At 72.5% G+C, this 14507-nt stretch carries 11 protein-coding genes, 2 rRNA genes and 1 pseudogene; 3 read left to right on the top strand and 11 right to left on the bottom strand.

Features of this window, described 5'->3' with window-relative positions; translation table 11 throughout:
• Positions 1-625 (top strand): annotated as a pseudogene (locus tag KBI5_RS15060) (PKD domain-containing protein); the annotation flags it as partial.
• An 82-nt stretch (positions 626-707) separates the two neighbouring features.
• Here the strand turns inward: KBI5_RS15060 and KBI5_RS15055 are convergent.
• From KBI5_RS15055 to KBI5_RS15030, 6 genes are all read right to left on the bottom strand, one after another.
• Positions 708-1331 (bottom strand): NUDIX hydrolase, encoded by a 624-nt coding sequence (locus KBI5_RS15055; protein WP_011437541.1) that lies wholly within the window; start codon positions 1329-1331, stop codon positions 708-710.
• On the bottom strand, positions 1328-3154 hold the full coding sequence (locus KBI5_RS15050) for a CTP synthase (protein ID WP_085015593.1): 1827 nt from the start codon (positions 3152-3154) through the stop codon (positions 1328-1330). The genes KBI5_RS15055 and KBI5_RS15050 overlap by 4 nt, the downstream gene beginning before the upstream one ends.
• A gap of 193 nt (positions 3155-3347) precedes the next feature.
• Positions 3348-5102, bottom strand: coding sequence for a DNA repair protein RecN (recN, locus tag KBI5_RS15045; RefSeq protein ID WP_011437543.1), 1755 nt, complete (start codon positions 5100-5102; stop codon positions 3348-3350).
• A 182-nt stretch (positions 5103-5284) separates the two neighbouring features.
• Complete coding sequence (locus KBI5_RS15040; RefSeq protein ID WP_085015592.1) at positions 5285-6184, bottom strand: NAD kinase; 900 nt, start codon at positions 6182-6184, stop codon at positions 5285-5287.
• Positions 6181-7056, bottom strand: a complete 876-nt coding sequence (locus KBI5_RS15035; RefSeq protein ID WP_011437545.1) for a TlyA family RNA methyltransferase — start codon at positions 7054-7056, stop codon at positions 6181-6183. The genes KBI5_RS15040 and KBI5_RS15035 overlap by 4 nt, the downstream gene beginning before the upstream one ends.
• Before the next feature lie 17 nt (positions 7057-7073).
• Positions 7074-7361, bottom strand: coding sequence for a hypothetical protein (locus tag KBI5_RS15030; protein ID WP_011437546.1), 288 nt, complete (start codon positions 7359-7361; stop codon positions 7074-7076).
• 358 nt (positions 7362-7719) lie between these two features.
• On the opposite strand from KBI5_RS15030, the gene KBI5_RS15025 reads away from it, so the two are divergent.
• A complete protein-coding gene (locus KBI5_RS15025) occupies positions 7720-8058 on the top strand; it encodes an alkyl sulfatase C-terminal domain-containing protein (RefSeq protein ID WP_011437547.1) in 339 nt (112 codons plus the stop codon).
• 41 nt (positions 8059-8099) lie between these two features.
• Here KBI5_RS15025 and KBI5_RS15020 read toward each other — a convergent pair whose 3' ends face one another.
• Positions 8100-9449: an HAD-IIA family hydrolase gene (locus KBI5_RS15020; RefSeq protein WP_085015591.1), complete on the bottom strand. Its 1350-nt coding sequence runs from the start codon at positions 9447-9449 to the stop codon at positions 8100-8102.
• Positions 9446-9964, bottom strand: a complete 519-nt coding sequence (locus KBI5_RS15015) for a tetratricopeptide repeat protein (RefSeq protein WP_308726852.1) — start codon at positions 9962-9964, stop codon at positions 9446-9448. The genes KBI5_RS15020 and KBI5_RS15015 overlap by 4 nt, the downstream gene beginning before the upstream one ends.
• Before the next feature lie 472 nt (positions 9965-10436).
• On the opposite strand from KBI5_RS15015, the gene KBI5_RS15010 reads away from it, so the two are divergent.
• A complete protein-coding gene (locus KBI5_RS15010) occupies positions 10437-11768 on the top strand; it encodes a DUF1015 domain-containing protein (protein ID WP_085015590.1) in 1332 nt (443 codons plus the stop codon).
• An 86-nt stretch (positions 11769-11854) separates the two neighbouring features.
• Here KBI5_RS15010 and KBI5_RS15005 read toward each other — a convergent pair whose 3' ends face one another.
• From KBI5_RS15005 to KBI5_RS14995, 3 genes are all read right to left on the bottom strand, one after another.
• Positions 11855-12718 (bottom strand): tetratricopeptide repeat protein, encoded by an 864-nt coding sequence (locus tag KBI5_RS15005; protein ID WP_023842160.1) that lies wholly within the window; start codon positions 12716-12718, stop codon positions 11855-11857.
• 1419 nt (positions 12719-14137) lie between these two features.
• Positions 14138-14254: ribosomal RNA gene (gene rrf / locus KBI5_RS15000) — 5S ribosomal RNA — on the bottom strand.
• 70 nt (positions 14255-14324) lie between these two features.
• Positions 14325-14507 (bottom strand): 23S ribosomal RNA (locus KBI5_RS14995); the annotation flags it as partial.

Here is a 14507-nt window from a genome sequence, read left to right as displayed (position 1 = left end):
GAGCGCGGCCTGCGGCCAGGACTGTCCGGACGACCCGGCGGCCGTCTGTGACCTGCTGACCGCGGTCGGGCCGGATCCGGCGATGGACGCGCAGGCGCGGGCCCAGTACGACCAGGCGGTGGCGGGCTGCTTCAACTACCTGCTGCCCGCCGGCGCGGTGCCGATCGCCCAGGTGCAGGCCGCGCTCGCCAACTACCTGCGCGAGAGACTCCTGCCGAAGCCGTCCATCGTCATTGCGCCGTCCGGCCGCAGCTTCGCGAACCTGGCCACGATCCTCTACACCCCGGTGCCCGACTCGTTCACGTTCAACGTCGACCAGCCGGTCGTGGCGACCATCAGTGCCGTTCCCCACTATCACTGGGAGTTCGGCGACGGCGAGACCGGCCCGGACGCTCCCGGCCGGCCCTACGACCCGGCGATCTCACCGCGCGATCATCCCGAGGCCTACGTGGCGCACGGCTACGCCCGGCCGGGCCGGTACCAGGTGACCCTCGCGGTGACCTGGGATGGCACGTTCACCGTTCCCGGGGTCGCGCAGGCGTTCCCGATCGCCGCGGTGACCCTCGCCGCCGCGGCGGGCCTCGTCGTCGACGAGGCCGCCGGCGTGCTGGTCCACAACGACTGACGCCACCGCGGGACCGACGCCACCGCGGAGAAACGGGGGCCGCGGCGCGGCGGAGAAACGGGGGCCGCGGCGCGGCGGTGGCTCAGCCGCGGTGGGCGGGACGAGCGGGCCAGGGTGCGTCGGGTGGGCGCAGACCGGCGTAGTTCTCGGCGCGTGCCCGGGCCGTGGCCAGCAGCCCGATGACCGCCATCGCGTTGGTGATCTCACCGCGCAGGACCCGTTCGACGGCGTCGGTGAAGTCGATGCGGGCGAGACCCATCTCGGCCTCCTCGTGCACCGGCACGTACCGCTCGGCGGCCGGGATCTCGTGCAGCCCGCGGGCCAGGAAGAGGCGGTAGGCCTCGTCGGTCATCCCTGGCGAGGCCCACACGTCAACCAGCAGATCGTAGCGGTCGGCGCGCAGCCCGGCCTCCTCGGCCAGCTCCCGCGCGGCGGCCGAGGACGCCGGCTCGCCCGGCACGTCGAGAATGCCGGCGGGCAGCTCCCACAGCGGACCACCGACGGGATGACGGTACTGATGGACCATCACCACCCGATCGGCCTCGTCGAGGGCGACCACCCCCACGGCGCCGGGATGCACCACCACATCACGCTGCGAGATGTCGCCATCCGGCATCCGCACCTGATCGCGGCGGACGGAGATGACCCTCCCCTGGTAGGCCAGGGTGCTCTCGGTGACCTCGTACCGGTGCGGGGTCGCCGTCACGGGGACACCAGCGCGGCGGTGCCGTTGGAGCTGACGCTCGGCCGGGACGCGCTCGCGCCCCGGCGGATACTCCCGCCGGATCGACCAGCCGTGACGCCGCGGGTCTGCGCGGCGCCGTTCTCCGGGACGCCGTTCTCCGGGGTGGGGGCGTCCTCGCTCGGCAGGTCCACCGGCAGCATCCCGCGGCGGCGGTCCGCATGCGCGACCGCCGCGGCGACGAGACCCCGGAACAACGGATGGGCCCGGGTCGGCCGGGACCGGAACTCCGGATGTGCCTGGGTGCCGACGTAGTACGGATGCACATCGGCGGGCAGTTCGACCACCTCGACCAGGCGGCCGTCCGGTGACGTCCCGGAGAAGACCAGCCCGGCGGCGGCCAGCCGGTGCCGATAGTCGTTGTTCACCTCGTACCGGTGCCGGTGGCGCTCGGCGACCTCGGCGGCGCCGTATTCACGCTGGGCGAGCGTGCCGGGCGCCAGCACGCACGAGTACAGGCCCAGTCTCATCGTGCCGCCCATGTCCCGGGTGCCGGCCACCACCTCGTGCTGGTCGGCCATCGTGGAGATCACCGGGTGGGGGGTCTCGGGGACGAACTCGGTGGAGTTCGCCGCCTCCAGGCCGGCGAGACTGCGGGCCGCCTCGATGACCATGCACTGCAGGCCGAGGCAGATACCGAGGGTCGGAATGCCGTTCTCGCGGGCGTGCCGCAGCGCGGTGAGCTTGCCCTCGATGCCCCGCACCCCGAAACCACCGGGAACGATGACCCCGTCGATCCCGTCGAGCAGGGTGGCCGTCGCATCCGGGGAAGAGCACTCGTCCGAGGTGACCCACCGCAGGTCCACCCGGGTGTCGGTGGYGAAGGCGCCGGCGCGCAGGGCCTCGGTCACCGAGAGGTAGGCGTCGGGGAGATCCACGTACTTGCCGACGATCGCGATCGTCGCCGTGTTGGCCGGGTGGTGCACCCGCCGCAGCAACGTGTCCCACTCCGTCCAGTCGACGTCGCGGAAGGACAGCCCGAGCCGACGCACCACGTAGGCGTCGAGGCCCTCGCGGTGYAGCACCCGGGGGATGTCGTAGATGGAACTCGCGTCCGGCGCCCCGACGACGGCCTCGTCATCGACGTCGCACATCATCGCGATCTTCTTCTTGAGCGAATCGGGCAGCGGCCGGTCGGACCGGCAGACCACGGCGTCGGGCTGCAGGCCGATGCTGCGCAACGCCGCGACCGAATGCTGGGTCGGCTTGGTCTTCAACTCTCCGGAGGGGGCGAGGTAGGGGACCAGGCTCACGTGCACCGTCAGGGCGTTGTCCCGACCGACCTCGTGGCGTACCTGACGGATCGCCTCCAGGTAGGGCAGCGATTCGATGTCCCCGACGGTCCCGCCGACCTCAGTGATCACCACGTCGACGGAGTCATCGGCCAGCCGCCGGATCCGGTCCTTGATTTCGTCGGTGATGTGCGGGACGACCTGGACGGTCTGGCCCAGATAGCCGCCGCGGCGTTCCCTGGCGATGACGGCCGAGTAGACCTGACCCGTCGTCAYGTTGGCGCTGCCGTCGAGGCTGACGTCGAGGAACCGCTCGTAGTGGCCGATGTCGAGGTCGGTCTCGGCCCCGTCGTCGGTCACGAACACCTCACCGTGCTGAAACGGGTTCATCGTTCCCGGGTCCACGTTGAGGTAGGGGTCGAGCTTCTGCATCGTGACACGAAGTCCACGAGCCTTGAGTAGTCGACCAAGGCTCGACGCGGTCAGTCCCTTGCCGAGACTGGACGCAACCCCGCCGGTGACGAAGATGTGTTTGGTGATATGCGCCTGACCCACCCGAAGCTCCCGTGGTTACGCCGCCGGTCCGGCCCCGGCGCCTCCACGGGACTTCACGGTAACAGCTCCCCCGCGCGACGCCTCCAGCGCAATGCGGGGACTCTGCCATAAGGGTGAGTCATGGCCCTCGGTTATCACCTTCGGTGACTGCCTGGACCACCGCAGGATGTCCGACCTCCCGACCGCGGTGGCACTACGGCAGCGCCTTGTCGGCCTCCGCGGCGGCGAGCAGCTCCTCGGCGTGCCCACGGGCCAGCGGGCTCTCCTCCTGGCCGGCGAGCATCCGGGAGAGCTCCCGCACCCGGCCGGCGTCGTCGAGCGTGACGATCCCGCTACGGGTGACCGATCCGTCGTCGGCCTTGTGGACCACCAGATGACGGTCCGCGAAGGCGGCGACCTGCGGCAGATGAGTGATACAGATCACCTGATGGGTGCGGGCGAGGCGGGCGAGGCGCCGGCCGATCTCCACCGCGGCCCGGCCGCCGACCCCGGCGTCCACTTCGTCGAAGACCATGGTCGAACCGGTGTCGGCGGCGGCGAGGACGACCTCGATCGCGAGCATGACCCGGGACAGCTCACCGCCCGACGCGCCTTTCTGGACCGGCCGCGGCGGCGCCCCGGGATGCGGTATCAGCCGCAGCTCCACGTCGTCGACGCCGAACGGTCCGAACGCGACGACCCGCAGGCCGACCGGCAGACCGGCTGGATCGTCGCGCTGCGACACGGCGGCCTCCACCCGGGCCCGGGGCATCGCGAGCCCGGCGAGCTCGGCGGCGACCGCCGCACCGAACCGGGCCGCCGCCTTGGTCCGGGCCTCGCTGACCTCCTCGGCGAGCCGGGCCAGCTCGGCGGTCAGGCTGTCCCGCCGGGCGGTGAGCGCCTCGACGCTGTCCCCGGCGCCGTCGAGTTCCAGCAACCGGCGCCCGGCCTGGTCCGCCCAGGCCAGCACGCCGTCAATGCCGGTGCCGTGCGCCCGGGTCAGGCTGGTGAGGGCGGCCTTGCGCGCCTGGGCGTCGGCGAGGCGCACCGGGTCGGCATCGATGCCCTCCGCGTAGGAGGCGAGGTCCGCGGCGACGTCGGTGAGCAGCATCCCCACCTCCGTGAGCCGCGTGCCGAGGGCAGCGAGCTCGGCGTCAAGGGCGGACTCGCCGGCGATGACCCGCTGGGCCGCGGCCACCAGATCGACCGCACCGGGCTCGTCCGACCCGGTGGCCGGATCGCTCATCAGCGCGGCGTGCGCGGTCCGCGCCGCCCGCACCAGGGTCTCCGCGTGCTCCAGCTTGGTCAGCTCGGCGTCGAGGGTGACGTCCTCACCGGGGCTGGGGGCGATCCGTTCCACCTCGTCCAGGCCGATGCGCAGCAGCTCCGCCTCCTGCTCGCGTTCACGCACCCGGTCGGTGATCTCGGCGAGCTGCCGACTGACCCGGGTCAGCTCCCGGTACACACCGCCGTAGCGGGCCAACGGCCCGGCGACGGCGGAACCGGCGAACCGGTCCAACGCGTCACGCTGGGTGGACGGCTTGAGCAGGCGCTGCGCCTCGGACTGGCCGTGCACGGCGATCAGCTCCTCGGCGATCTCGGCGAGGACACTCGCCGGAACCGAGCGGCCCGCGACCTGCGCCCGGGACCGGCCCTCCGCGGTCAGGGTCCGACCGACGACGAGGACGGCGCCCCCCGGATCCTCGTCGAGGTCGCCGCCGACTTCGCGGACCCGGGCCGCGACAGCCGACTCGGCACCGATGACGAGCCGACCCTCGACAAAGGCGCGATCGACCCCGGGCCGGACCAGACCGTAATCCGCCCGCCCGCCGGTGAGCAGTCCCAGCCCCTGGACAATCATGGTCTTGCCGGCTCCGGTCTCGCCACTCACCACGGTGAGGCCGGGAGCGAGGTCGAGGGCGGCATCGTCGATGACCCCGAGGCCGCGGATGCGAATCTCCTCGAGCACGCCCCGAACTCTAGCGTCACCAGGACGGAGGCCGATATCGCAGAGGCGGAAGATCCGACATCGCTGTCCCCGCGTCGCGGCGAAGCCCCCCGACAATCACCCCAGGAAGCTCGCCGAAGGCGAGCTGACGGAAACCCCGAACGGCGCCCAGGGCCAGGGGTCCCCGCGTCGCGGCGAAGCCGCTACGCGGGGGAGGCACGCTGGTTGCGTCCCCGCCAACCTTCCACCGGAAGGCCGAACTTGGCAACAAGACGATCAGTGAACGGCAGCGGGTGCACCACGGCGAGCCGCACCGGTCGGCGGCCGCGGACCACCTCGACCCGCGACTCGGGGGGCACCTCGACGGACCGCCGGCCGTCACAGTAGAGGACCGCGGGCACCGGCGGCAGGATCTCCACGGCGACCGCGGAGGTCGGCGCCAGCACGAGCGGCCGGGCGAACAGCGCGTGCGCGCTGATCGGGGCGACCAGCAGGGCCTCRACGCCCGGCCACATCACCGGACCACCGACCGAGARGGCGTAGGCGGTGGATCCGGTGGGCGTCGAACAGATCACCCCGTCGCAGCCCCACCGGGACAGCGGACGCCCGTCAATCTCCAACACGCATTCCAGCATCCGAGCGCGCTCGGCCTTCTCCAGGGACATCTCGTTGAGCGCCCAGCCGGTATAGGTGACCTCGCCACGCCGCCGGACCGTGACGTCTACCGTCATGCGTTCCTCGACCGTGTAGTCCTTGCGGACGACGTGCTCGATGGTGGATTCCAGCGCGTCGGGTTCGGCCTCGGCGAGGAACCCGACATGCCCGAGGTTCACGCCCAGCAGCGGGGCGTCAGCGGTGCGGGCCAGCTCCGCGCCGCGCAGCAGGCTGCCGTCGCCGCCGAGGACCAGCACCAGTTCCACCCCGACGGCCGCGTCGGCGTCGTGCGGCACGCTGTTGGCGGCGGTCAGGTCGAGCATCTCCGCCTCGTCCCGCAGCACCCGCGGCGACACCCCGGCGGCGGCCAGGCCCTCGATGACCCGATGGGCGCTCTCCCGGACCACCGAGCGGCGGGGATGGGTGACGACGAGGATCTCCCGCGTCATGCCCGGCGCCCCGGTCCCGCGGGGCCGGCGGCGATCGCCCCGGCCAGGACGTCCGCGTCGAGCGGTGGGGCCCCGGCGGCCAGCCACAGCAGGTACTCGACGTTGCCCGCCGGGCCGGGCAGCGGACTCGCCGTGACGCCACGCACGCCGAGATCCAGCATGGCCGCGGACGCCGCCACGTCGTGGACCGCCTCGGCGTGCAATGCGGTGTCACGCACCACCCCGCCGGGCCCGAGCCGCTCCCGGCCGACCTCGAACTGGGGCTTCACCAGCAGCACGAAATCGGCATCCGGGACCGCGCAGGCGCGCAGCGCGGGCAGCACCAGGGCCAGCGAGATGAACGACAGGTCCCCGACGACCAGGTCGACGCGGTCACCGATCTCGGCGGGCGTCAGGTTCCGGGCGTTGGTACGGTCGAGCACGCGGACCCGGGGGTCGCAGCGCAGCCGCCACAGCAACTGCCCGTAGCCGACGTCCACGGCCACGACGGTCCCCGCCCCGTACCGCAGCAGCACGTCGGTGAAGCCGCCGGTGGAGGCACCGACGTCCAGGCACCGACGACCGGCCACGACCAGCGTGGGGCCGGTCGAACGCGGGATTTCGGCACCCGGCCCCGGTTCCGGCCCCGGTGCGGGGACCCCGAAGGCCTCGAAGGCACCCAGAAGTTTGTGCGCGCCGCGGGAGGCGTAGCCGGGATCGTCCCCCTTCGTCACCGCGATGGAGGTGGATCCGTCGACCACCGTGGCAGCCTTCGTGGCAGGAATGCCGCCGACCAGCACCCGACCCGCGGTGATCGCCGCAACGGCCTGCTCCCGGGACCGGGCGAGACCACGACGGACAAGTTCGCTGTCCAGACGTGTCCGGCGGGACATCGCGACCCCGGAGCGACTCACCGCGCCGGCCGGATCATGCCCGGCCCGGGCCGCGGCCCTCCCGTGGGACGCGCCCCGCAACGCGCCGGAACGGGCACGCCCGGCCCGGCCGCGCCCCCGACGCCCTTGACCTGGTCAGCACCCTTGACCTGGTCAGCGCTCCCGTCCAGGTCCGCCAGTGCCCCGGCCAACCGGCGGTTTATCTCCTCGAAGACCTCGACATGCGCGGCCGTCGGTAGGACGTCGAGCATGTCCAGCCGGCCGAGGGCGCCGCGAACCTCGGCAGGCAGATTCTCGGTGTTCACGTTGTCAGCCTCCCGCACTCACGGCCGCTGACGCGACGGACCCTGGCGACGTGCGTCATGCGACGAATCTCATGTCCTGTCCACTCCTCGTCCGRCCGGATCCGCCCTCGGCCGGCCCGGGACCTCACCCCGGGTCCGTCAGGACCACCGGAGATCGGCTCGCAACCGGTGTAAACTCGCCCACCACGCGGGTCGTCCCGCCCGGAACACCTACTCTCACGCTAGTGTCCCGGCACGCCGGGCCGAGAGGGGCGCAGGTCGAACAGGCCGACCGGAACACCTACTCTCACGCTAGTGTCCCGGCACGCCGGGCCGAGAGGGGCGCAGGTCGAACAGGCCGAGAGGAGGACCGGCCGGGATGGCCGACAGGTCGCAGTGCGAGGCCGCGCTCCATGCTCTCGCCGCCCGCCTGGATGGGCTCTCCGCCGACGGCCGTCCCCCGCGCGCCCCGGATCGCGTCATCGTCTGTCGTATCCCCGATCTCGGCGCTGTCTTCTCCGGGGAGCTGCGCGACGGCTGCCTGCGGCACATTGGCGAAGGCAGCCGCGACGACGCCCAGATCACCCTGACGCTGGAGAGCGACGACCTGGTGGCGGTCGCCGAGGGAAGGCTTCCCGCGATGACCGCCTGGGCCAGTGGGCGGCTGAAGGTGGACGCGAGCGTGTGGGATCTGCTGCGGGTCCGCTCGCTGCTGTGACGATGCGCCTGTTCACCGACGATGCTCCAAGGCGCCGGGACTCAGGCGAGCGCCACGGGCTCCGGTGCCCGGGGCGCCGGAGCCATCAGGTCCTCGCAACCCGGTGGGCGTCGCGCCGCGATCGCGTGGACGGCGACGCCGCTGTCCAGGGCGGACCAGACCGTGGCGCAGGCGGCCCGCAGCCCGTCCAGCCCGTCGGTGCCGTCCCCGTTCCACGTGTCGTCACCCGACATATCCCGGTCTGACGCATCCCCACCGGAATGACCGCCGCCTGAACGATCGCCATCCGACGCGTCATCGCCCAGCCCGTAGCTTTCACCCGACCAGTGCAGCGTCCCCTCCTCGACCCGGCTGCTCCAGGCGCCGCAACGATAGGCGTGGTTCCCCAGCTCCGGGACGGCCTCCACCGGTGGCGCCGCCCGGAGCAGCCCGCGCAGGTCCGCGGCGAGGAAGTCGGGACGGTGCGGAGCGGGAGCTGCGAGCAGGTCTCCGGGGGTCRTCACCCCGGTGAAGACGAGCAGGGTCGGCGTCGACGTCCGGTGACCGGCCTCGATGTCGGTGTCGAGCCGGTCACCGACGATGAGGGGTGTCCGGGCTCCGCTGCGCCGCATCGACTCGCGGTGCATCGCCGACTCGGGCTTGCCGGTCACCACCGGCTCGCGGTCCGTAGCGGCCCGCAGGAAGGCGATGACGGATCCGTTACCAGGCGCGACGCCCCGCTCGGTTGGCACGGTGCGATCGGCGTTGCTGGCGATCCACAGTGCTCCGGCCCGGATGGCATAGGCCGCCTCGGCGAGGCGGGCATAGGTGAGATCCGGGTCGAACCCCTGGACCACCGCCGCCGGATCGTCCTCGGCCGAGTCCACCGGGACCAGGCCCTCCTCCATCACCGCCTGTCGAAGTCCCCGCCCTCCGGTAATGAGCACCCGGGATCCGGTGCCCAGCCGTTCGGCCAGGACGTGCGCCGCTGCCTGCGCCGAGGTGACGACGTCCTCGGTTTGCGCCGGCACGCCGAAGCCGCGCAGGCGGGCGGCGACCTCGGCCGGCGGGCGCAGTGCGTTGTTCGTGACGTACACCGTGCGCATCCCCCGGCGGCCCGCGGCTGCGATGGTGCCGGCCGCGTGTGGCACGGCGGCGGCCCCACGGTTGACGACACCGTCGAGATCCATCAGGGCGACGTCGAACAGGTCGGCCAGCGGCCGGTCCGTCCCGCGCAACGGCCCGGGGAAGCCGCCGGAAGACACGGAGAAACCAGAGGACACAGAGGACACAGAGGAACCGGACAAGCCGCAGGACGACGAAGCGGAGGAGACCGCGGAAGGGCTGACTGACGAAGGGCTGGTTGACGTGGTCTCGTGCGCCGGCGCGGGCACGGCGGCCGGCCGGGTCATGCTCGAGCCAACGCCGCGCGGGCGCCACGCAGCGCGACACCGTAGTGTCGGATGTCGGGACGCATCGCCACGGCCAGCGCCAGATGCTCCACGGCCGCCCGGAGATCACCGATCTTGCGGGCGGACAGCCCGAGGCCGAACTGGGCGTAGTCGTCGGTGGGATGYCGGTCCACGATCCAGGCGAAAGTCTCCCGGGCCGCGCCGTACTGACCGGCGGTGAACTGTGCCCGGGCCAGCGCCTCCCGCACGCTCGGTGAGGCGGGTTCGGCCGCGACGGCGTGGGCCAGCAGCTGCACCGCGGCATTGGCGTCCCCGTGGCCGAGCAGCGCCATCCCCCGGGTGTACCAGTCGTAGACCTCACCCGCCGGTCCCGGCCGGGACCGGTCCGCACTGTCATCCACCCAGGACGTCACATCGGACGGCACCGAGCTGGATCTATCACGTCGTCTGCGGGCGGGCAGCCCACCGGGCGTCTCGTCCGGTACATCCCCCGGAGGGCCGGTCTCCTCGGACATCTTCACCTCCACGACACGGACGATCATCTGTCTCCTCGCCACACCAATCCTGAGCACCGGGCACGGACCTCGCGCCAGGCCACGCGCCGGACCTCGCGCCGGGCCTCGCGCCAGGCCACGCGCCRGACTCCGCCGCACCGTGGCGCCCTCGATGCGCATCACCGCCTCTCACCCGAGGAACACCGCCAGATCCGGAATCACTCCGTCCGGCTTCGCCACCGCGGGCGCCAAGCGCCAGGCACATCCTCGAGGTCCGCAGCTCCAGTGTCGCCGCAAAGCCGCCCAACGTACCTCGAGATCCCCATAACGATCAGGTGTGCGCTGTCCACCGTCCCGCCGCTCCGATGGCACGCTCGCACTACGGGAAGGTGGTGAAATGTTCCTCTCGCCCGGTCGGGCCGGCCGGAACACGGGCGGTCAGCAGCGAGGGCACTCCCGGGTCACACCGGGTCCGCACTCTCGGGGCCCTACGATGCGGCTCATGGTTGACGCCGATCGTCCCGTTCCCGCTCCGGCGGGTCTCGTRCTCGCCCCGTTCCGGGCCGCACGATTTCCGTCCTCCGGGCCGGACCTCGCCCCGCTGACCTCCCCGCCCTACGACGTCATCGACGACGCCGAACGGGCGGAGCTCCAAGCGCGCGACGAGCGCAACGTGGTCCGGCTCATCCTCCCCGGGGAGGACTACGACGGGGCCGCCCGCACGCTGCGGGCATGGCTGGACAGCGGAGTGCTGCGTCGCGACGAGAAGGCCTCCGTCTACGTCTACGAGGAGGAGCGGGCCGGCCACGCCCAGCGCGGGCTGATCGGGGCGGTCGCGCTGACCGATCCGGATGCGGGGATCATCCTCMCGCACGAGAACACCATGGCGGGCCCGGTCTCAGACCGGTTGGCGCTGACCCGCGCGACCCGCGCGAACCTGGAACCGATCTTCCTGCTCTACGCCGGCGGCGGCGAGACCAGCCGGGTGGTCTCGATGGTGATCGCCACGACGCCGCTGGTGGAGACGTCCACGGACGACGGGGTGACGCACCGGCTCTGGGCCATCGACGATCCGGCGGTCCTCACCGCCATCGCCGCGGACCTGTTGCCCCGGCGCGCGGTGATCGCGGACGGCCACCATCGGTACGCCACCTACCGCCAGTACCAGGCGGAACGGCACGCCGCCGGGGATGGTTCGGGCCCCTGGGACTTCGGTCTGGCCTTCCTCGTCGACGCGACCGTCTCGGGGCCCCAGGTGCACGCCATCCACCGGGTAGTGCGTGGTCTCGGGCTCACCGAGGCGGTGCGGCGGGCCGCCGAGGTGTTCACCGTGCGTCAGCTCGCCGGGCCCGGCGAGGGTGGTACCGCCGCCGGGGATGCCGGTGGCGTGGGGCCGGCAGGCGCGGACCCGGACGCGCTGGTGGAGGAACTGGCCAAGGCCGGGCAGGGCGGGCACGCGTTCGTGGTCACCAACGGCACCGCGGCCTACCTGCTCACCGAGCCCGACGCCGACCTGCTCACCCGTAGTCTGCCCCCCGAACGGTCGGCGGCCTTCCGTGGACTCGACGTCACCGTCGCTCATCTTGCGTTGATCGTGGACGTCTGGGGGTTGACGGACACGGTGGGCGTGGTCGACTACCACCACGACGCGCCGGCCGCGATCGCCGCGGCGGCTGCGGCGGGAGGTACCGCGCTGCTGCTCAACCCCACCCCGATCGCCGGTGTGACGGCCGTCGCCGAGGCCGGCGAGCGGATGCCGCGCAAGTCGACGTTGTTCACCCCGAAGCCGCGCACCGGACTCGTGCTGCGTCCACTCGACGACTGACCGGCGTACGTAGGACCGGCGTACACACGGTCCGTCTCCCCGCGGACCCACGGATACCGGGYGGAGTGGTCCTCGGCCGAACGGTCCTACCTCCCGGTCTCCGTCGCCTCGGCCTCGGGAGCAGCCTCGGTGCCGGTGCCGGTGCCATGATCAGTAAGATCATGGCCGGTGATGTCCTGATCGACGTTCGCCTCGGTCCCGGCGTCCGCGTCGGGATCGGCCCGATCCGAGAGCAGGAGATCCGCGCCGTCCTGGGCAGCCTCCTCGTCCTCCTCGGGGAGAGGCCGACCAGTCATGATCAGATACGCACGGGCGTCGGCGTCGGTCTCTCCCTCGTCGATCGCAGCCGTGGAGGTGAACCAGCGTGCGGCCTCCTCTGGACGACCGGCGGCAAGCAGCGCCTCGGCATAGGCGTACCAGAGGCGGGCGGTCCACGGCGCGGGCGGCGTCTTGGCCGTGGCCAGATCCCGCAGCAACACGACGGCGGCCTCCGGCTGACCGAGGTCCCGGCGGGCCCCGGAGACGACGATGAGCATCTCCGCCCGAGCGGCCGGATCAAGCTGGTCGATCTGCGGATCCCGCAGGTAGGCGACGGTACGCTCCGGCCGGCCCAGTCCCCGTTCGCTGTCCGCCATCAGCGGCAGGTTGTGCGCGGAACCGTCCATCCGACGAGCGGCCCGAAGTTCCACCAGGGCCGTCGCGTACTCCCCCGCATGGTAGGCCGCGATACCGACCGCCTCGCGCACCGCGGGCAGGCGCGGCACCCGATCGGCGGCGGCGCGGGCGTGGGCGAGCGCGCGGGCGGGATCGTCGTCGAGCAGCAGGGCGGTCGCGACGAGATGGCGGGCGATCGTGTCGGCGAGCGACGATGGCAGCCCCCGAAGGGACCGGCGCACGTCGTGGTCCAGCAGGTCCGCGCGGGCCTCGTCGGGAAGTGGCGGAGCCGGCACCCGGGCCCGCCGGCTGCCCTGCTCAGTCTGATCAGTCCGGCCAGCCCGGTCGGTTCTGTCAGTCCGGCCAGGCCCGGTCGGACGGCCGCCGCGGGGGCCGCCGCGGGGGCCGCCGCCCCCGGGCCTGGAAGCCTCGGTGAACGGCCGGCCACGGCGCTCGGCGCGAGCGGCGCCGTCGCGGCGGTCCCCTCCACCGCTGGTGTCCCGGGGCCCCCGGGACTCCCGGCCTCGATCGCCGCCGGGCCGCGGGCCGGCCGAGCGCGTACCCGCGGGACGGTCGCCATCGGAACGCCAGACTCTGCCGTGAGTCGGCCGTTCAGGGCCGTCGTGCCGGGGCCGCGGGCCGTCGCTGCCGGCCCGGGCCTGCCCGGGCCGATGGGATACCGAGGAGTCGCGCCCCGGTCTGCCGTGGTCGGGACGGCTACTCGGCCTTCCGGACCGGCCGGTCTCCTCCGCTCCCGGCCGACCCCGACGCTCGCGCCAAGCCGCCTCGGCGGCGACCCGGTTGCGGGCGGAGGCTCCGCTCGCGCCCCGGTCACCGCGCGGGCCGTCGGCTCGGGAAAAGCGCTCACCGCCAGCCGCCGGAGCACGCCCACCGCCGGTCCCCGTCCCCTCCGGACGCCGAGCCCCACCCGGGCGGCGGTCGACGAACGAGGCGGCCGAGGAGGAAGAGGAAGTGGCGGATCCCGCATCGCCCGCACGCGGCGATGCGCCGTACCGGGCGTTGCCGTACCGGGTGTTGGAGTCCGAACCCCTGGAGCGGTCCGGCCGGCCCTGGCCCTCCGGGCCGCGGCGGAACTGGCCCGCCCCGCCCCGCGTTCCTCCCCGCGCACCGCCCTGCCCGCCGCCGCGCGCACCCTGGCGCGCGCCCTGAGAGGGACCCCCCTGTCCGCGCGACGCGCCGGTCTCGGATCCGCCGCCCCGCCTTACGCCCGGGGCATCGCCACGCACCGGGCGCCCGGCGCGACGTCCCTCTGCCGGCGTGCCACGATCACCTGAAGCGTCCCGATCACGCCGCTGCGGGTGTGGGGACGTGAACGGCGTCGTCCCGCCTCGCTGACTGGATCTGTCTTCCCTGGGCATGACCGGCAACTTCCCTTTCATCCCGCAGGTACCGCGGTTGCGGCTGCGGGTCCCTCGTGATCCGGAGGCGCCCTCAGGCCGCCGGGCTTCCGACGCGGACACCACGGCGCCCGAGATCGTCGGCTGTGCTTCGGATGTTGCGTAGGTACGTCGGTCCGGGTTCACCCGGGTCCACGACGTTCACCCGGGTCCACGATGGTGCGGTGATGCCACAACCCTCAACGATACGACGTCCGGACCGGTGATGACCGGGTCCACCCGGTGACCATGCCGAAAAAGGGCGTGACAAAGGGTGTGGGGCTGTCTCCCTAGGGAGACAGCCCCACACTCGTATACGTCCGGCGGCGTCCTACTCTCCCACACAGTCCCCCATGCAGTACCATCGGCGCTGAAGAGCTTAGCTTCCGGGTTCGGAATGAGACCGGGCGTTTCCCCTTCGCCAAAACCACCGAAACACTATCCAGATATACCAGCCGAACCGGCCGTACACCCGAGAACCGCACAGTGGACGCGTAGCACCTTCGAAGACAAGCCCTCGGCCTATTAGTACCGGTCAGCTCCATGCGTCACCGCACTTCCACCTCCGGCCTATCAACCCGATCATCTAGTCGGGGGCCTTACCAGGCTACCCTGTGGGAGACCTCATCTCGAAGCAGGCTTCCCGCTTAGATGCTTTCAGCGGTTATCCCTTCCGAACGTAGCCAAC

The organism is Frankia sp. KB5 (assembly GCF_002099325.1).
Taxonomy (GTDB): domain Bacteria; phylum Actinomycetota; class Actinomycetes; order Frankiales; family Frankiaceae; genus Frankia; species Frankia casuarinae.
Note: the sequence above shows the minus strand (reverse complement) of the source record. Positions and strands in the feature narration are given on the sequence as shown.